At 29.3% G+C, this 17,459-nt stretch carries 19 protein-coding genes; 5 read left to right on the forward strand and 14 right to left on the reverse strand.

All coding sequences use genetic code 11. The features are described from left to right. Positions 1-2: 2 nt before the first annotated feature. The 9 genes from ACTTAX_RS03635 to ACTTAX_RS03675 are packed head-to-tail and all read right to left on the reverse strand — an operon-like array spanning position 3 to position 7,033. Positions 3-422, reverse strand: coding sequence for a VOC family protein (locus ACTTAX_RS03635; protein ID WP_440692926.1), 420 nt, complete (start codon positions 420-422; stop codon positions 3-5). 27 nt (positions 423-449) lie between these two features. Then, positions 450-821 (reverse strand): VanZ family protein, encoded by a 372-nt coding sequence (locus ACTTAX_RS03640; protein ID WP_440692927.1) that lies wholly within the window; start codon positions 819-821, stop codon positions 450-452. Continuing rightward, positions 822-2,384 (reverse strand): glutamine-hydrolyzing GMP synthase, encoded by a 1,563-nt coding sequence (guaA, locus tag ACTTAX_RS03645; protein WP_440692929.1) that lies wholly within the window; start codon positions 2,382-2,384, stop codon positions 822-824. Then, on the reverse strand, positions 2,374-2,811 hold the full coding sequence (locus tag ACTTAX_RS03650; protein ID WP_440692931.1) for a tetratricopeptide repeat protein: 438 nt from the start codon (positions 2,809-2,811) through the stop codon (positions 2,374-2,376). Before ACTTAX_RS03650 ends, guaA begins: the two co-directional genes overlap by 11 nt. Then, positions 2,811-3,887, reverse strand: a complete 1,077-nt coding sequence (guaB, locus tag ACTTAX_RS03655) for an IMP dehydrogenase (protein WP_440692933.1) — start codon at positions 3,885-3,887, stop codon at positions 2,811-2,813. Before guaB ends, ACTTAX_RS03650 begins: the two co-directional genes overlap by 1 nt. Positions 3,888-3,924: 37 nt before the next feature. Further along, positions 3,925-4,536: an RlmE family RNA methyltransferase gene (locus ACTTAX_RS03660; RefSeq protein ID WP_440692935.1), complete on the reverse strand. Its 612-nt coding sequence runs from the start codon at positions 4,534-4,536 to the stop codon at positions 3,925-3,927. A 29-nt stretch (positions 4,537-4,565) separates the two neighbouring features. Further along, complete coding sequence (locus tag ACTTAX_RS03665; RefSeq protein WP_440692937.1) at positions 4,566-5,540, reverse strand: glycosyltransferase family 9 protein; 975 nt, start codon at positions 5,538-5,540, stop codon at positions 4,566-4,568. A 33-nt stretch (positions 5,541-5,573) separates the two neighbouring features. Next, positions 5,574-6,383: a CDP-diacylglycerol--serine O-phosphatidyltransferase gene (pssA, locus tag ACTTAX_RS03670; RefSeq protein ID WP_440692939.1), complete on the reverse strand. Its 810-nt coding sequence runs from the start codon at positions 6,381-6,383 to the stop codon at positions 5,574-5,576. 2 nt (positions 6,384-6,385) lie between these two features. After that, positions 6,386-7,033 (reverse strand): phosphatidylserine decarboxylase, encoded by a 648-nt coding sequence (locus ACTTAX_RS03675; RefSeq protein ID WP_440692940.1) that lies wholly within the window; start codon positions 7,031-7,033, stop codon positions 6,386-6,388. A gap of 76 nt (positions 7,034-7,109) precedes the next feature. On the opposite strand from ACTTAX_RS03675, the gene ACTTAX_RS03680 reads away from it, so the two are divergent. Next, positions 7,110-8,324, forward strand: a complete 1,215-nt coding sequence (locus ACTTAX_RS03680; RefSeq protein WP_440692942.1) for an NADP-dependent isocitrate dehydrogenase — start codon at positions 7,110-7,112, stop codon at positions 8,322-8,324. Here the strand turns inward: ACTTAX_RS03680 and alaS are convergent. Then, on the reverse strand, positions 8,316-10,982 hold the full coding sequence (gene alaS, locus ACTTAX_RS03685) for an alanine--tRNA ligase (protein ID WP_440692944.1): 2,667 nt from the start codon (positions 10,980-10,982) through the stop codon (positions 8,316-8,318). The two genes, ACTTAX_RS03680 and alaS, sit on opposite strands and share 9 nt — an antisense overlap. 94 nt (positions 10,983-11,076) lie before the next feature. Then, a complete protein-coding gene (gene recA / locus ACTTAX_RS03690) occupies positions 11,077-12,231 on the reverse strand; it encodes a recombinase RecA (protein WP_440692946.1) in 1,155 nt (384 codons plus the stop codon). Positions 12,232-12,418: 187 nt separating this feature from the next. Here recA and ACTTAX_RS03695 point away from each other — a divergent pair, with 187 nt between their 5' ends. The 4 genes from ACTTAX_RS03695 to ACTTAX_RS03710 all read left to right on the forward strand — a co-directional run bounded on the left by ACTTAX_RS03695 (position 12,419) and on the right by ACTTAX_RS03710 (position 14,869). Beyond that, positions 12,419-13,474, forward strand: a complete 1,056-nt coding sequence (locus ACTTAX_RS03695) for a helix-turn-helix domain-containing protein (RefSeq protein ID WP_440692948.1) — start codon at positions 12,419-12,421, stop codon at positions 13,472-13,474. A 112-nt stretch (positions 13,475-13,586) separates the two neighbouring features. Continuing rightward, positions 13,587-13,970, forward strand: a complete 384-nt coding sequence (locus tag ACTTAX_RS03700) for a hypothetical protein (protein WP_440692949.1) — start codon at positions 13,587-13,589, stop codon at positions 13,968-13,970. Continuing rightward, on the forward strand, positions 13,970-14,659 hold the full coding sequence (locus ACTTAX_RS03705) for a hypothetical protein (RefSeq protein WP_440692951.1): 690 nt from the start codon (positions 13,970-13,972) through the stop codon (positions 14,657-14,659). Before ACTTAX_RS03700 ends, ACTTAX_RS03705 begins: the two co-directional genes overlap by 1 nt. A gap of 36 nt (positions 14,660-14,695) precedes the next feature. Beyond that, entirely contained in the window at positions 14,696-14,869 is a 174-nt protein-coding gene (locus ACTTAX_RS03710; protein WP_440692953.1) for a hypothetical protein, read from the forward strand. On the opposite strand, the gene ACTTAX_RS03715 is transcribed toward ACTTAX_RS03710, so the two are convergent. Genes ACTTAX_RS03715 through ACTTAX_RS03725 form a run of 3 tightly spaced genes read right to left on the reverse strand, consistent with a single transcriptional unit; the run spans position 14,862 to position 17,456 of the window. After that, complete coding sequence (locus tag ACTTAX_RS03715) at positions 14,862-16,160, reverse strand: TolC family protein (protein WP_440692955.1); 1,299 nt, start codon at positions 16,158-16,160, stop codon at positions 14,862-14,864. The genes ACTTAX_RS03710 and ACTTAX_RS03715 overlap by 8 nt on opposite strands. Beyond that, positions 16,157-17,125: a uridine kinase gene (locus ACTTAX_RS03720; protein WP_440692957.1), complete on the reverse strand. Its 969-nt coding sequence runs from the start codon at positions 17,123-17,125 to the stop codon at positions 16,157-16,159. Before ACTTAX_RS03720 ends, ACTTAX_RS03715 begins: the two co-directional genes overlap by 4 nt. Further along, positions 17,091-17,456, reverse strand: coding sequence for a GFA family protein (locus ACTTAX_RS03725; protein ID WP_440692959.1), 366 nt, complete (start codon positions 17,454-17,456; stop codon positions 17,091-17,093). Before ACTTAX_RS03725 ends, ACTTAX_RS03720 begins: the two co-directional genes overlap by 35 nt. Positions 17,457-17,459 lie beyond the last annotated feature (3 nt).

Here is a 17,459-nt window from a genome sequence, read left to right on the forward strand (position 1 = left end):
ACTTACCAAGAGCCGGTATTTTCCATTGAAGCCCAAGGCTCTTTAGGCTCTAAGTTTCCTTCTTGTAGTATTTCTATTGAAATTTTATCAGGTGATCTCACAAATGCCATATGACCATCTCGGGGTGGTCTATTTATAGTATAACCCATATCCATCAGCCTTTGGCATGTTTCATAAATATTATCCACTCTGTAAGCAAGATGACCAAAGTTTCTTGAGCCTTCACCTAGATCATCTCCATCCCAATTATAAGTTAACTCAATTTCTGCTTTTTCATCATTAGGAGCAGCAAGAAAAATCAAAGTGAATCTACCTTTTTCATTTTCCATTCTTCTTGTCTCTTTTAAACCAAGACCTTCACAGAAAAATCTTAAAGACTCATCCACATTTTTAATTCGGATCATTGTGTGTAAATATTTCATTAATTAAGTTTATAGATGAAAAATACTTTAATTCAAAAGTTTATTTTTAATATATATTTTGTTGATAACTATTCCCAAAGTTAAACCTATAAGAATACCTAAATTGTTAAATAGAAAATCCTCCACTTCTCCAAATCTATTTAGATAAGGCTGAATTATTTCAATCAAACCACTATAAAAAGAAAACAAAATTATTATTAAAACATAATTCGAAGGTCTTCTTAATCCAACACCAATTGCAAGTGCTGAATATGCAATCAAATGATGAATTTTATCACTTCCAGGAATACTAGGTTTTTCTTTTAAAGGATACAAAGAGAGAAATGTGATTATTATTAAAATTAAAAATGTGTAAATTTTCCAATTTTCATAAAAAAAAAGGAAAGTTTTTTTAAACATTTACTCTAATTCAATAGTACTAGGTGGTTTAGAGGTAACATCATAAACCACTCTGTTAATGCCTCTTATGCTATTAACAATTTTGTTAGAGATAGTTTGCATAAATGATTTTTTGAATTCATAAAAATCAGCAGTCATTCCATCTTCAGAAGTGATCGCTCTTAATAAGCATAGATATTCATATGTTCTATTATCACCCATAACACCCACTGTTTTTACTGGAAGTAATGCTGCATAAGCTTGCCAAATCTTATGATAAAGACCATGATCTCTTAATGCTTGAATAAAATAATGATCAGCTTCTTTTAAAATTTTGATTTTTTTATTAGTAATAACACCTGGCATTCTGATTGCTAAACCAGGACCAGGAAATGGATGTCTTGAAATTATTTCATGACTTAAATTTAACTCTAAACCTAATTTTCTAACCTCATCTTTAAATAGAAATTTTAATGGCTCTACTAACTTTAAATTCATTTTTTTAGGTAAACCACCCACATTGTGATGTGATTTTATTTTAGAAGTTTGACTTCCAGTAACAGACTTACTTTCAATTAAATCTGGATATAAAGTTCCTTGTGCTAAAAATTTTACATTTTTTATTTTCTTTGCATACCTTTCAAAAATTTTAATGAATAGATTTCCTATAATTTTTCTTTTTCTCTCTGGGTCAGATACATTTTTTAATTTACTTAAAAATTCCTTTTCAGCATTCACGTAGATTAAATTCATTTTTAATCTTTTTTTAAAAGTTTGAACAACCTGAACTTCTTCATTTTTTCTAAGCAATCCAGTGTTTACAAAAATACAATATAGTTTTTTACCTATTGCTTTATTCAATAATTGAGCAACCACGCTACTATCTACACCACCTGATAATGCACAAATTACTTTATTATCTCCAACTTGAGCTCTGACATCTTTAATTAATTGTACCTTTTGATCTTTTGAAGACCAATTTTTCTTAATTTTACAAATAAGAAAAATAAAATTACTAATCAGCTTTTTTCCGTTTTCTGTATGGGTTACTTCTGGATGAAACTGGACACCATAATAATTTTTGACTTTATTTTCTACAATTGCAAATTTTGAATTTGAGCTTGAAGCAATTACTTTAAAATTTTTTGGAAGTTTTGATACTTGATCAGCATGGCTCATCCAGACAACTTTAGATTTTTTTGTACCAAAAAAATTATTTGTTAAGAGACTATTATTTTTTTTAATTACATTTGCCAGACCAAATTCACGATGCTTTGATTGCTTAACTTTTCCACCATTAAGTTTAGACAATATTTGATGACCAAAACAAATACCAAGAACAGGAATATTTAATTCCAAAATTTTTTTATCAAATGAATATTTATTAATTTGATAAACATTCAAAGGACCTCCTGATAAAATTATACCTTTTACACTTTGATTAATTTGATTAAGTTTAATTTTTTTATGACTTACAATATCAGAGAAAACTCCAAGCTCTCTAATTCTCCTTGCTATTAATTGAGTAAATTGTGAGCCAAAATCTACTATTAAGATTTTGTTAAGGCTATTATCAAGACTCATTGCTTGGTTCTAGATTTTTCAAGGACTCTAAAATTGCATTATTTTCATTACATAATGACTTACATACCTGAACAAAAGTCTCTGATAATTCTTTAACTTTATCGTAGTTAGATTTTTCTAGTGCTATTTTCATTAGCATTAAAATAGCTTCTTCATTTTGAGGATTAATTAATAGAGTGGTTTCTAAGTTATATTCCTCTTTTCTTTGATCTTCTTCGTGATTATAAATTTTTGCTAAGTACAAATATGAATTTGCATCCTTTGGATTAAATACAATATTTCTCTCAAATAAAAATCTTGCATCTTCATATTTTTCTTTTTCATACAATTTAATTGCTTCATTAAAAAAATTTTCTTTCGAAAATGAATTTGATTGAAGTGAAACAATTAAAAATATAAATGAAATTAATTTAAAAATTCTATTCATTAGTATTTACTATCATTTTTAATTACATCTACATTATGAACCATACTTTCATAAAATCCAGCTTTAGTAATTTTAACAAATTGTGGTTTATTTCTCAATTTCACAATTTCTTTTGAACCAAGATAACCCATAGATGATTTAAGGCCACCAATTAATTTAAATATAATACTGCCAACATCACCTTTGTATTTTACAAAACCTTCTACTCCCTCTGGAACATACTTGGATGTATCTTTTTGCTTAGTTTGAAAATACCTATCTGCTGAACCTTTGTTCATTGCACCTACTGATCCCATCCCTCTAAAACTTTTAAATAATTTTCCATTTTTCTTAATTAATTTACCAGGTGTTTCATCTGTTCCCGCAAATAAAGAACCTATCATAACTGCATCCGCACCTGCTGAAAAAGCTTTCGCCAAATCACCAGAATATTTTATTCCACCATCAGAAATTATTTTTACATTTTTGTTTTTAAGCCCATTTCTTACTGATAAAATTGCACTTAGTTGAGGAACACCTATTCCTGCTACTAACCTTGTTGTACAAATTGATCCTGGTCCTATCCCAACTTTAATAATATCTACTCCTAATTTAATTAAAAATTTTGCGGCTTCCGGTGTTGCAATATTTCCAGCACATAAAGCGATTTTCTTACCTTTAATTTTTTTTATATATTTAACTATTTCTCCTACCTTTTTAGTATGACCATGAGCAGTATCTACTACGATTAAATCAACACCCTCTTTAATAATAGCTTTTGCTCTATCGAATTCAGTAATTGATGCTCCAACAGCTGCACCAACTAATAATTTTTGTTTTTTAACTTTTTTAATTTCTAAGATTTGTTTATGGACATCTAAATTTCTGTGAATAACCCCTATTCCTCCAGCTTTAGCAATAGCAATAGCCATATTGCTTTCAGTAACGGTATCCATAGCAGAAGATAAAAGCGGAATTTTAAGCTTTAAGTTATTTGTTAGATTTACTGAAGTATTTACTTCTGATGGTAATATTTCCGAATACTTCGGAGCTAATGTAACATCATCAAAGGTAAGTGCTTCTTTTATAGGAACCATAATCTTTTATATACGATTCCTTTTAAATTTAAAGTCCCTATCTAAGTTTTCTACAAATTATAAAACTTTCCTTTGAATCTTTTCTACTAGATTTTGGTTTAAAAACTTTCACCTCTTTAAAATATTTTTTACCCTCTGCGACTATTTCGTTAAAAGTTCCCCCCATAAAAATTTTTGATATAAAATAACCATTTTCACTTAACAAATCTTTTGCAAAAATCATCGCCTCTTTGCAAAGTTCGCCTGTTTGAATAGAGTCAATATTCTTAATCCCAGTTGTGTTTACTGCCATGTCTGACATCACAACATCAACTTTAGAGGCGGTATTCTTTTTAATTTCTTGTTGAACACTTTCTTCGGTAAAGTCTCCTTGAATTTGAAGACTATTTCCAATTGGTTCCATTTTTTTTAAATCAATTGAAATTAATTTTCCATTTTTAGATATCTTTTCAGCATATTGTGACCAACTTCCAGGAGCCGCACCAATATCAATAACCGTTAATCCACCCTTAAATATTTTAAATTTTTCATTTATTTCAATAAGTTTATATGCAGATCTGGCTCTAAACCCGTCTACTTTTGATTGTCTTACGTAAATATCTCTTCGTTGCTTATTTACCCAGTTCTTGGAAATTTTATTTTTTTTCAATTTATTAGTTTGTTTTCTTTAAATTATATTTAAATATTTAACACACGCATTACATCATCTTCAGTAATTTTAGTTATATCGTCTGATTGATAAAGATTTTTACTATCTAAAATTTCAATATTTTTTAATTTGGGAGAAAATTTTTTTGAATTTGTTGGTCCAAATAAAACAATCATTGGAATTTCAGCCAAAGACATCATGTGCATTACACCATTATCTATTGAAATTGCTTTCTCTAACCTTGATGAAAGAGCTGAAACCAATGGTGGTCCTGAAAATGTGCTTTCAATTTCAGGAAACAATGCATTATTAATATTGCTTTTAATTTTATGAATTAATTCTTTATTACTTTTTTCAACGAAAAAAACTGGCTTTTTATTTTTTTTAGAAACTTGTTCTGCAATGTTTAAGAATTTATCTATGGGCCAACTTTTTTTTCTATAAACGTTTCCTTGTGTCATTGAAAACCCAATATAATTATTATCAGGTAATAATCTTTTGGCTTCTTGAAAATACTTTAGATCAATTGAATTTAATTTAAATTTGGTTTGTGGAATTTCATCACTTATTAATAATTCAATATTTCTTAAAATATTAATGTTTTCAAATTTTGTAGATTTATAATCTTTTTTTTCTGAACAAAATTTAAAATTAAATGTTGAAGAATAAAATTTATTAGATGGGAATTGTTTTAGAATTACAGTGTTTCGAAGTTTTGACTGTATATCAATAATTATATCAAATTTTTGAAGAGAGTTTTCCTTTAAGATTTTTTTCTTTGATACTAATAGATGCCACCATCTAAAACCAAAATAAATTATATTAGTTTTCAATTCCTTTGGTCTTAAATTGTAGTCTAATAAAGCATGATTAAAGTGATTTTTATGTGCTGATAAGTAGTAAATATTATCTGATCCAAATTTTGTAATTAAACTGTTGATTAAATCAAATATTTGGATGCTATCACCCAAACCGCCGCCTGAATTATAAACTAAAATTTTCATTTATTAATTTAGAAAAAAAAGATTAAGAAAATATTAAAGTATATCTTCTAAATTTTCGTTTTCATCTTCGTTTTCAATAGTGTCATTTTTATCTTTTTTAATTTTTTGATAATTAAAAAAACTTATTGGGATCAACAAAAGATAAATTATACTACTAACTGCTAATATTTCAAAAGTGTAAATTAATAGTAATCCAAAAAATAAAACTATACCAAATAATAAAAATATAGTGGTGCTTCTTTTTATAACAATTTTTTTAAATGAGTATGTTGGAATTTTACTAATTAAAAGCAATGATGTTAAAATAAAAATACACGGAACTAATATAGTATAATTTATAGGAATTATATTAATCTCACTCATGCTGAATATTAAAGGAGATAATACTAATATTCCCCCTGCTGGAGATGGCACTCCCTGAAAAAAATTATCTTTCCAAGATGGTTCTTGAGACGAATTAACATTAAATCTTGCTAATCTTAAAGCTACACAAATTACATAAACTAAACACAACAACCATCCAAATTTTCCTAAAGAATTTAAATTCCAAAAATACATTATAAAAGCTGGCGCAACACCAAAGCTAATCATGTCAGTTAAAGAGTCTAATTCTTTACCTACTTTTGATGTTCCTTTTATTAATCTTGCAATTCTACCATCTAAGCCATCAATTATTGCAGCAATTATGATTGCAACAATAGCTAATTCAAATCTTCCATCTAATGCGAATCTTATTGACGTAAGTCCTATGCAAACACCAATAAGTGTAAGCATGTTTGGCAATATAACTCTCGCATTACTTTTTTCGGGAACAATTTTAAAATGGTTTTTTGGTTGTTGCATACTTATCTTTTAGCTAAGAGAGTTTCTCCAGAAATTGCTGTTTGCCCAATTTTAACTAGTGGTTCATAATTTTCATAATAAACATCAGCTCTACTTCCAAATCTTATCATTCCAATTCGATCCCCTTGGTTAAGGGTTTGATCTTTATTAGTTTCACAAACAATCCTTCTTGCAACTAAACCTGCTATTTGAACTATAACAATATCATTTCCATGATTATCTTTTAGTTTGTAATAGTTCCTCTCATTATCTTCACTTGCTTTATCCAATGAAGCGTTTAAAAATTTTCCTGGCTTATATAAAATATCCTCAACTTTTCCTGAACAAGGAGTTCTATTTACATGACAATCAAACACGTTCATGAAGATACTAATCTTTTTAAATTTCTTATTATCTAAATTTAATTCTTTTGGTCCATCTACCTCTTCAACTTTAATCACCTCACCATCCGCTGGACTTACCAGATAATTATCATCTCCTATGATTGCTCTTTCTGGATCTCTAAAAAAATAATAAACCCAAATAGTTAGTAATAATCCAATTAACCCTAAAAATCCATTCACCAATAAAAAGATGAGTGTAATAAAACTTGCAATTACAATGAACTTGTAACCCTCTGTGTGTATCTTTGGAAAAATCTTCGTAAACATATTCTTCTATTTGCTAATTTTCGATTAATATGTATATAAACCATTCAAATTCAATTAATAAGATAAATTTAATTTAATGAGCAAAATCAAGGTAAATAACCCAGTTGTTGAGTTAGATGGTGATGAAATGACTCGAATTATTTGGGAGTTTATTAAAAATAAATTAATCCTTCCTTATATTGATCTTGGTATTGAATATTATGATTTAGGAATGAAAAGCAGAGATAATACTGATGACCAGATCACAATAGATTCAGCAAATGCTATCAAAAAAATTGGTGTTGGAATTAAATGTGCAACCATAACTGCAGACGAAGCTAGAGTTAAAGAATTTGATTTAAAGAAAATGTGGAGATCTCCAAATGGAACAATCAGAAATATTATTGGAGGGACAATATTTAGAGAACCAATTATATGTAAAAATATTCCAAAACTTGTGCCATCTTGGACGGATCCTGTGATAATTGGAAGACATGCTTTTGGTGATCAGTATAGAGCAACAGACTTTAGAGTTCCTGGAAAAGGAAAAATGGAAATCAAATGGACGTCTGAAGATGGTAAAGAAGAAATTAAACATGAAGTATTTAATTTTACTGGTCCTGGGATTGCGCTATCAATGTATAATTTAGATAAATCTATAGAAGATTTTGCAAGATCTTGCTTTAGCTATGGGCTGATCAAAAAATGGCCAGTATATATGTCCACAAAGAATACAATTCTAAAAAAATATGATGGAAGATTTAAAGATATTTTTCAGAAAGTTTTTGATGAAGAGTATAAAAGTGAATTTAAAAAACATAATTTAACTTATGAACATAGGTTAATTGATGATATGGTTGCATGTGCTTTAAAATGGAGTGGAAAATATATTTGGGCTTGTAAAAATTATGATGGTGATGTTCAATCTGATACTATGGCTCAAGGTTATGGTTCATTAGGTTTGATGACAAGTACATTATTAACTCCAGATGGTAAGGTAATGGAAGCTGAAGCTGCCCATGGTACAGTAACGAGACATTACAGAATGCATCAACAAGGAAAAGAAACATCTACTAATCCAATAGCATCTATATTTGCATGGACAAGAGGCTTAGCTCATCGTGGCAAATTAGATGGAAATCAAGAATTGATTAATTTTTCACAGACACTTGAAAAAGTTTGCATTGAAAGTGTGGAGAATGGATTTATGACTAAAGATTTAGCAATTCTAGTTGGTCCTGGAAGTAAATATCTTACTACAAATCAGTTTTTAGAAATAATTGATGGTAATCTTAAAAAGAAATTAAATTAAAGATTTTATTTTTTCAAAAGCATCATTGATTTTTGATTGGTTTTGACCGCCTGCTTGAGCAAAGTCTTTTCTTCCACCACCTCCTTTACCTCCGATTATTTCTGAACCTGCTTTTACAAATTTTACTGCATCAAATTTGTCAGTTAATTTTTCAGTTACACCTACAGCAATGCCAACTTTGCCGTCTTTGCTTGCAAAAACTATTACAATACCTTCACCCAATTCTTTTTTACCTTTGTCTACAAGTTTTCTTAATTCTTTAGGTGGAAGATCTTCAACGTTTTGAAACCTTACTTTGACCCCGTTAACATCTTGATCATTAACTTTATTTTTGGATTGATCTTGTAATATTGAATTAACTGATAATGTTTCTAACTGTTTATTTAAATTTTTGATTAAAACTTTTTTATCACTTTCATCTAAATTAGGTTTTCCACCAAGATCTGAGATTTGCTTACTTAATTCATTGATTTGTTCATCATCTTTTTCAGATGATAAGTTTAACATTTTCTCTTTGTTTTTTAGATAGTCCTCTAGCTGCTTATCCCTTAAAGCCTCTACTCTTCTAACTCCTGCAGCAATTGAAGATTGGCTAATAATTTTAAATTTACCAATATCACCGGTGTTTTTTACATGAGTTCCACCACATAGCTCAGTTGAAAAGTATTTTTCTCCCTCATCTCCCATTGATAACACTCTTACTTCATCTCCATATTTTTCTCCAAATAATGCTAAAGCTCCATTATCAACTGCCTCTTTCGGTGTCATAATTCTTGTGGTTACATCTGATTGTTTGGAAATCATATCATTTACATGACTTTCTATTTTTAACATCTCATCATCTGAAATTGGCTTCATATGACTAAAATCAAATCTTAACCTTTCTGGCTCAACAAGAGATCCCTTTTGAGTAACGTGCGGACCTAAAACTCTTCTCAAAGACTCGTGTAATAAATGAGTTGCTGAATGATAAGCTCTTGTATCATTTCTTTTCTCAATATTAATTTTCATTTCAACATCTTGCTCTAATTTTATTGAACCTTTTTTGACTTTTCCGTAATGAACAAATAGATCTCCCAATTTCTTTTGAACATCTGTTACTTCAAATTCAAATTCATCCTTAATAATCATTCCTGTGTCCCCAACTTGACCTCCAGATTCAGCATAAAATGGGGTTTGATTAACAACAATGATACCCTCATCTCCAGCATTTAAAGTATCAACCTCTTTATGGTTTTTAAGAAGAGATTTTATCACTCCTTGTGCTTGATCATTTTCATACCCTAAAAATTCTGTAGCTCCATGTTTTTCTTTTACACCATACCAAACTTGCTCAACTGCACTATCTCCAGATCCTTTCCAATTTTTTCTTGCAAGCTCAATACTTTCTCTCATCAACTCACCAAATCTTTCTTTATCAAATTCTAAAGATTTTGATTTTAAAATATCCTCTGTAAGATCAATTGGAAATCCATAAGTTTCATAAAGTTTAAATGCAATGTCACCTGGTAGAACTTTGTCTATTTTAGAAATTTCATCATTTAAAATTTTAATTCCTCTATCTAAAAGAACTAAAAATTTTTCTTCTTCCGTCTTTAAAGTTTCTTTAATTAAAGACTCTGCTCTTTTTAATTCAGGATAATTTCCTGACATTTCATTTAATAGGGTATCAAACAATTTTGAAAATACTGGATCCTTAGCTCCTAATAAATGAGAGTGCCTCATCCCTCTTCTCATAATTCTTCGAAGCACATACCCTCTTCCTTCATTAGATGGTAACACTCCTTCAGCAATTAAAAATGAACTTGCTCTTAAGTGATCAGCAATAACTCTAAAGCTAGATAGATTAGATTTATCTGATTTAATTTTAATTATATCTGAAGCAGAATTGATTATTTTTTTAAAGTGATCTGTTTCATAATTATCATGAGTACCTTGAAGTAAAGCAGCAATTCTTTCTAAACCCATTCCAGTATCAACAGATGGTTTTGGAAGATTTATTCTTTTATCTTTTGTAACTTGTTCAAATTGCATGAAGACTAAGTTCCATATTTCAATAAATCTATCTCCATCTTCATCTTTAGTTCCAGGTAATCCTCCATGTAAATGATCACCATGATCATAAAAGATTTCTGAACAAGGTCCACATGGTCCTGTTTCGCCCATTGACCAAAAATTATCTGAAGTTGCTATTCTAATTATTCTATCATCGCTAAAACCTGCTATTTTCTTCCAAAAATTGAAGGCCTCATCATCTTCATGAAACACGGTTACATAAAGTCTATTTTTATCTATTCCAAAATCTTTGGTAATTAAATTCCAGGCATAATCAATTGCTTGTTCTTTAAAATAATCTCCAAATGAAAAGTTTCCTAACATCTCAAAGAAAGTGTGGTGTCGAGGTGTATAACCAACATTTTCTAAATCATTATGCTTACCACCAGCTCTTACACATTTTTGTGAAGTAGTAGCTCTTACATAATCTCTTTTTTCCAAACCTGTGAACACGTTCTTAAATTGAACCATTCCAGAATTAGCAAACATCAACGTTGGATCATTATTTGGAACCAAATTACTGGACTCAACAATCTGATGATCGTTCTTTTCAAAATACTTTAAGAAAGTATTCCTAATTTCATTGAGAGTTTTGTCTGCCATATTTTTAAAATACAGCTTTTTTATTTTATGTCTAGATGCAGTACGGGAAAAAAGGCGCTTAAATTAAGCGCCTTTTATTAATAAAGATGACCTATTAATTCTTTTTAGATGGAGGAGTAGCTTCAGCTTTTGCTTCTTCTTCTTTTTCAGCTACTTTCTTTTCTTTTTCCAATTTTTCAGGATCTATCGGGTTTCCTTCTATTTTTTTAGAAATAACACCAGCTTTTTCCCTAATTGCCATTTCTATTTCTGCAGCAACTTTAGGATTTTGAGCTAGATAAGTCTTAGCGTTCTCTCTACCTTGACCAATCTTCTCTCCTTTATAAGCATACCATGCTCCTGATTTTTCAATAATATCTGCTTTGGAACCAAGATCTACTAATTCACCCATCTTGCTAATTCCTCTTCCATACATCAAATCAAATTCAACTACTTTAAATGGCGGAGCTACTTTATTTTTTACTACCTTCACTCTTGTAGAGTTACCAATAATTTCATCTTTATCTTTGATGGCACCAATTCTTCTAATATCCATTCTAACTGATGAATAAAACTTAAGCGCATTTCCACCTGATGTAGTTTCAGGACTTCCAAACATAACTCCAATTTTCATTCTGATTTGGTTAATGAAAATCATCATTGTGTTTGTATTTGAAATTGAGCTTGTTAATTTTCTTAAAGCCTGACTCATTAATCTTGATTGAAGACCTACATGATGATCTCCCATCTCACCTTCGATCTCAGCTTTTGGTGTTAAAGCTGCAACAGAGTCGATTACAATAACTGAAATAGAGCCTGATTTTACTAGCGTATCAGCAATTTCTAATGCTTGTTCACCAGCATCTGGTTGTGAGATTAAAAGTTCTTCAGTATTTACACCTAATTTTTTTGCATAAACTGGATCTAAAGCATGCTCTGCATCAACGAATGCACAAATTCCACCTGCTTTTTGAGCTTCAGCAACAACTTGTAATGCTAATGTTGTTTTTCCAGATGATTCTGGTCCATAAACTTCTATAATTCTTCCTTTTGGTAATCCGCCTATACCTAAAGCTAAATCAAGACTTAAAGAACCTGTTGAAACAGACTCAATATCCATAGCTCTCTTTTGGCCAAGCTTCATTACAGAGCCTTTTCCAAAATTGTCTGTAATTTGAGCTATTGCAGCATCTAATGCTTTGTTCTTTTCTTTAATATCCATTTCTTGATCTTTGGCAGATTTCACTACCTTTAAATTACTTTTTGTCATTACTTGCCTCTTTTTTATTAATTATTAACACTCGAATCATAATATTATTATGTACTACTTTTGTTCTCATTTGCAAGAATAATAAATAATTAAAAAAATAAGTGATTTTAAATATTTATTAAATAATTTGTAAAAATAATCATATAAGAGGTTGACAAAAAGCCTTTCAGATGCCATATAAAAGCATATGATTAAAGTTATTAAAAAAGTAAAACCTGATGCAGTTAAAATAGTAAGACTAAGAGAAAGTCTAAATCACACTCAAAAAAGTCTATTAAAATTATTAGATGAACTTGGATACGGTATGTCACGAGCTACATACCAAAGAATAGAAAGAGGAGAAGAAATTCAACCTTTATATATTGAAAAACTTTCAAAATTTTACAGTAAATATTTCAGCTCAAATTCTAAATTAGATAGCAAAAAAAAATTTGTAGCTAATCAAGAAAACTATAACATTGAAAATTTAATTATTTCAAACAATTCTATCAAAAAAAATAAAGCTTCACAAAATGAAGATAAAGAAAATTTAAATAAAATTTTGCCCACTTTTAAAACTGAGAAAACCTACCTGTACTCAGTTAAAAACTTTGAAGAGGTAACTAAAACTTTAGGTAGATCTAGTAGAAGAAAATTTTTTTATCAATTAACTCCCGATTCAAAACCTGGATATGGATATGATGACTCTATGAACGAAAAAGACTCTATTAAAGATATGGTAAATTTAATAAATGAGTATTTAAAAAATAGAACTAATTTAAGCCAATTAGAGTTTACTGAAAGATTTGATGAAAATACAAATGAATTAGATCAAATTGAAAGTATAGCAGAATTTGGTAAAAAACTTAATTTTTTAAATCACTATGATATTAATCTTTATGTCGGAGTTTTTAATGCTCCAGAATTATCTTTTGTACCTATAGATAATCATCCATCTAATACAACTTATAAATATGGAATTCAAAATACTCCAATATGTATTCTTTGTTTTGCTAGAGATACAAATGCAGATATGCAATTTATTTATGATAATTTTTTCTTTAAAGAAAAATTAAATTATCTTTTAGAAAAAAATAAAATGACAAATATAACGATTGATGATTTTGAAGAAGATGATGTTAAATATAGTACACAGCAAGAATGTTCTGCTTTTGAGACTACAATAGATTATTTTAAAGGTATTAATCCTTCATGGGTAAAATTTGATAGCACCTATGATTTTGATGATGAAATACCGTTTTAGAATTTAAGAATTCCTGGATAGGTGATAGCCTAGTGCCTACACTACCTACCCAGAAACATTGTGTGTAAGATCAATATATATCTTACAAAAAATAAATCAAGTGTGTAGGCCAATGGAGGATAGGATGAACAATCCTACGAAAGGACTCGCTGTGCCTAAAAAAAGCGAAGCAAAAGACAGTACAATTTTTGAAGAAGTCAGTACTGTTAAAATGATTGGTAAAGACGTTTTAGTTCAACACTCAGTTTGTGTTGATGCAAATGTAATTGCTAATAATAGAAAATGGAGACAAACAACCTACGAATCATTTGAAAAAAGAGTGCATTTAGTTGCTCAAGACTATACTGGTGGTGTCGATGAAAATTTAATTAATATTGAACCACCTATTGTAATCGATGTATTGAATGATGAAGGTGATTTGGATCTTGATGCTAAAGTTATTGTTAATTTTATAGCGACGATACCAACAAATTTAGCAATTAAGGAGTTACAATAATGAATAGCGTAACTAAACTCAGAAGATTGAGACGTATGTCTCACTTTTTTTTGGATAAACCATCAGTAACCATTAGAAGAAGTGGACTTTTCTTCAGCAAAAGTGCTGTTGATGCATTGAATATAGAGAAGTTTGAAAACTGCTATATTTCAATTGAAGATGGCACTGAACCTGATGAAGCAATCAAAATATTTGTAGAATTCAACAATGATCCTACAAGTGAAGAAAATTGCCCTGTAAAAACTCACACGGCTAATGGTTGTTATGTATCTTGTGTTGGAACTATTTTTAATCAAATTCCAAGAGCAAGAGCTCTAATATCAAAAAAGAGAGGTGAGAGAAGGATATTTTTAGAGAAAGACTTATCCATAAATACTTGGTTCTTTCCTTTAGCTCCCCAATTTGAAACCAAATTGAAGGATCTTGATTTGATACCAGAGGTAAAATGTATCTATCAGTTGGTGTTTAGAGACAACATCCAAAGGATAGGTGAAACAACTAATCTAAATCGAAGGTGTAAAGAGTATTCAAGAGAAAATATTCCTTATGATGAAGTTAGATTTTCTAACATGAATAATCTTACTGATGAGGAAAGGAAATCTTGGGAAAGCTACCATCTCAATAAGTATGCAAGAGAAGTTGGTGCTTTACCTCCTTACAACTATCAATTTGGAAAAAATAATAACTAAACTAAGAGGTGGAGGGGAAAAACCCCTCCAAAAAAAATGCAAAAATATACATATTTAATTTTTGACTTAGATAAAATTAATAAAGCTGAGGATTTATTTCTTAATGAAATGGCACATGCTGGCTGGGATTTATTTTTAATTAATAATGAACCTATGCATGAGTATCCTAAAGTAAAAGTTAAGCTTTATTTTAGAAAAGAGGTTACTTAAGATTTAAGTAATCACTATTCAGTAGGCCTACTGATTTTAAAACTCTGTATTGAGCTAACAAGTAGCTTCTTTCAGCTTCAGCAAGATTAATTTTTGCATTTATTAAGTTTGATCTAGATTGAAGAACATCAAAAGTAGATCTTCCAGATCCGCTTTCATATTCAAAGCTAATTCCTTCAGTTGCAACTTCTGAAGCTTTAACTTGAGATTGTACAGCTTGTAAAAAACTTCTTGATGACTGTAAAGTTGACCAAGAAGATGTCACTGACTGCGTATTATTTTTTTGAGCATTCTCTAATAATAATCTCTTCATACCTTTTGCTTGAAGATTTTTGCTTACATTAGATTTATTTTTGCCACCAAATTGGAAAGGCCATGAAACAGTTGCTTGCAAAACATCTTTTTCTCTCTCATCGTACGTTGAGCTTAAATCATCAGTATAAGTTCTCTCTAATGAAATTTTTGCTGTTGGTGAAAGATCAGATCTTGCTATTTTTACATCTAGTTCTGATTGTCCATATTCTATTTCAGCAATAATTAATTCTGGACTTTTCTCTAAAGATATTTTTTTAGCTTCACTTAAATTTTTAGGGATTGTTACTTGCGCATTATATATTTTTTTTAATTTTGCCTCTTCAGCAATAGTTCCAATTACATTTTCATAATTTAATTTGCTAGTTACTATATTATTTTGAGCCTCGATATATCTTGCTTGAGCGCCTGCAAGAGAAGATTGTGATTGTGCTAAATCAGATGCTGTGATTTGTCCCCTGCTCAATCTTGCATTATCTAACTCAAATTGTCTTTGAAGTAAGTTTACATTTTCTTCATTAATATTTAATTTTTCATAAGCTAATATTAAACCTGTATATGCTTCAATAGCTCTTAAGAAAATTTCTTGTTCTTTTTGTATTAATTTTGCTTCTGTTAAATTTAACCCTAACTTATTTTTTTCATATTCTGTTTTTCGTCCGCTTCCATCAAGTAATGTTTGTTCAAGTTTAATTGAAGCTGATCCTGTATTTACATCTGTAACTGATGCATCTGCACCAGCCTGTGTAGTAATTTCATTTGTTTCCTCAAAATTTTTTTTACCTGTAAGAGTTAAAGTGGGCAATAAATCGCTTCTAGACATATTGATTACTTCTTGTTGAATTTCTAAATTTTTTCTCTCCGCTTGAAGCTCAAGATTATTATCAAATGTTTGTTTTAGTGCTTCTTTTAAAGTTGCTGAATATGCACTTAATGGAAAAATAATTGCACAAAAGATAATTATTAAAAACTTTTTCATTTATTATATTTTATTGTCTTAATTTGATGGTTACTATTTAAATTTAAAATTATTGTAGAATATTTAGGAGCAAATTTAAACATGTTCTGTGTAATTCTTTGGTAAGTTTGCATAAAATTAATTACATCTCCTTTACTCATTATTTTATGACTAGATTTATTTTTAGTATTTAACCACAACTTGTGCTCTTGTTTTAGTCTCCATTTCTGAAGCAAACTGAAATTTTTAGCTTTTAGATAAATCAGGCAATTTAATTGAGAATATAGTTTTTTGTATTTTGTCTTTAATTGCTCATTAACATATTTTCTCCAAATAAGTTTTTGGTCTTTAGTTCTTTCAAGAGAATTAATTGACTTTTTAAGCGATTTGTTAACCTCTGCTCTTGCACCAACACACCAGCCCTCGAATATAATTACATCTGGCTGCTCTTTAATATTATACCAATTTTTTTTAGGTGATCGGTCATCTACTGCCTTATTAAAACTTGGTAACTTTATTGATTTAAAGTTTTTACTTTTTGATTTTTTAAAGAAATCCAACATAATTTTTACATCATGTGTTCCTGGTACTCCTCTTGTCATCAACATAGGATGTACTTTATTGGATAAAATAGATCTTTCTTTTCTAGTTTTATAAAAATCATCAATAGAAATTTTAAATACTTTTAATTTAAAATATTTTTCTAATATTATTTTTATAATTGAACTTATTGTCGTCTTACCAGTTCCTTGTCCTCCTGCTAAACCAACCAAGTAAGGTTTTTTATTATTAGTTTTTTTTGCAATCCAAAAACACACTGGTATTAGAAAAGACTTTAGCATCTTATCTTTGTTACTAAACTTTTCTTTTGAAGTTTCTTGTGACTTAATAAATTTTAAACAATCACTTTTAACTTTTTTAAAACACTCAGCAGTAGATTGCATTAAACTTTTATTTTTCTTGATCCATTGGATGGTTGAGACCATCAAATTGAGCTATCTCTTTTATATCCTCAACTTTAACTTCATCAACACAACCTAAATTAAATCCTGTCATTGCAGGATTACTTCTTGGATTGTGATGGGTGTAAATTCCACACTCAGTACAGAAATAATGCTTGGCAACTTTTGTATGGTATTGATAAAGTTTTATTTTATCCTCACCTTTGGTAAGTTTAAAATCTTCATTTTTAACCATACCCATTGTTGCATTTTTTCTTTTGCAAATTGAACAATTGCATCTGACTATTTTTGCTAATTCATTAACCGTAGAATTTATCTCAGCTTCTACAGATCCACAATGACAACTTAGTTTCATATA

It is taken from the genome of Candidatus Pelagibacter sp. HIMB1695, from assembly GCF_052047655.1.
Taxonomy (GTDB): domain Bacteria; phylum Pseudomonadota; class Alphaproteobacteria; order Pelagibacterales; family Pelagibacteraceae; genus Pelagibacter.

Excerpts from the sequence above, each read along its gene's own strand:
- ACTTAX_RS03640 (WP_440692927.1), bottom strand. The coding sequence starts at position 821 with ATGTTTAAAAAAACTTTCCTTTTTTTTTATGAAAATTGGAAAATTTAC.
- pssA (WP_440692939.1), bottom strand. The coding sequence starts at position 6,383 with ATGCAACAACCAAAAAACCATTTTAAAATTGTTCCCGAAAAAAGTAAT.
- ACTTAX_RS03705 (WP_440692951.1), top strand. The coding sequence starts at position 13,970 with ATGAATAGCGTAACTAAACTCAGAAGATTGAGACGTATGTCTCACTTT.
- ACTTAX_RS03650 (WP_440692931.1), bottom strand. The coding sequence starts at position 2,811 with ATGAATAGAATTTTTAAATTAATTTCATTTATATTTTTAATTGTTTCA.
- ACTTAX_RS03635 (WP_440692926.1), bottom strand. The coding sequence starts at position 422 with ATGAAATATTTACACACAATGATCCGAATTAAAAATGTGGATGAGTCT.
- alaS (WP_440692944.1), bottom strand. The coding sequence starts at position 10,982 with ATGGCAGACAAAACTCTCAATGAAATTAGGAATACTTTCTTAAAGTAT.
- ACTTAX_RS03680 (WP_440692942.1), top strand. The coding sequence starts at position 7,110 with ATGAGCAAAATCAAGGTAAATAACCCAGTTGTTGAGTTAGATGGTGAT.
- ACTTAX_RS03710 (WP_440692953.1), top strand. The coding sequence starts at position 14,696 with ATGCAAAAATATACATATTTAATTTTTGACTTAGATAAAATTAATAAA.
- recA (WP_440692946.1), bottom strand. The coding sequence starts at position 12,231 with ATGACAAAAAGTAATTTAAAGGTAGTGAAATCTGCCAAAGATCAAGAA.
- ACTTAX_RS03720 (WP_440692957.1), bottom strand. The coding sequence starts at position 17,125 with ATGGTCTCAACCATCCAATGGATCAAGAAAAATAAAAGTTTAATGCAA.
- ACTTAX_RS03715 (WP_440692955.1), bottom strand. The coding sequence starts at position 16,160 with ATGAAAAAGTTTTTAATAATTATCTTTTGTGCAATTATTTTTCCATTA.
- guaB (WP_440692933.1), bottom strand. The coding sequence starts at position 3,887 with ATGGTTCCTATAAAAGAAGCACTTACCTTTGATGATGTTACATTAGCT.
- ACTTAX_RS03695 (WP_440692948.1), top strand. The coding sequence starts at position 12,419 with ATGATTAAAGTTATTAAAAAAGTAAAACCTGATGCAGTTAAAATAGTA.
- ACTTAX_RS03675 (WP_440692940.1), bottom strand. The coding sequence starts at position 7,033 with ATGTTTACGAAGATTTTTCCAAAGATACACACAGAGGGTTACAAGTTC.
- ACTTAX_RS03700 (WP_440692949.1), top strand. The coding sequence starts at position 13,587 with ATGGAGGATAGGATGAACAATCCTACGAAAGGACTCGCTGTGCCTAAA.
- guaA (WP_440692929.1), bottom strand. The coding sequence starts at position 2,384 with ATGAGTCTTGATAATAGCCTTAACAAAATCTTAATAGTAGATTTTGGC.
- ACTTAX_RS03725 (WP_440692959.1), bottom strand. The coding sequence starts at position 17,456 with ATGAAACTAAGTTGTCATTGTGGATCTGTAGAAGCTGAGATAAATTCT.
- ACTTAX_RS03665 (WP_440692937.1), bottom strand. The coding sequence starts at position 5,540 with ATGAAAATTTTAGTTTATAATTCAGGCGGCGGTTTGGGTGATAGCATC.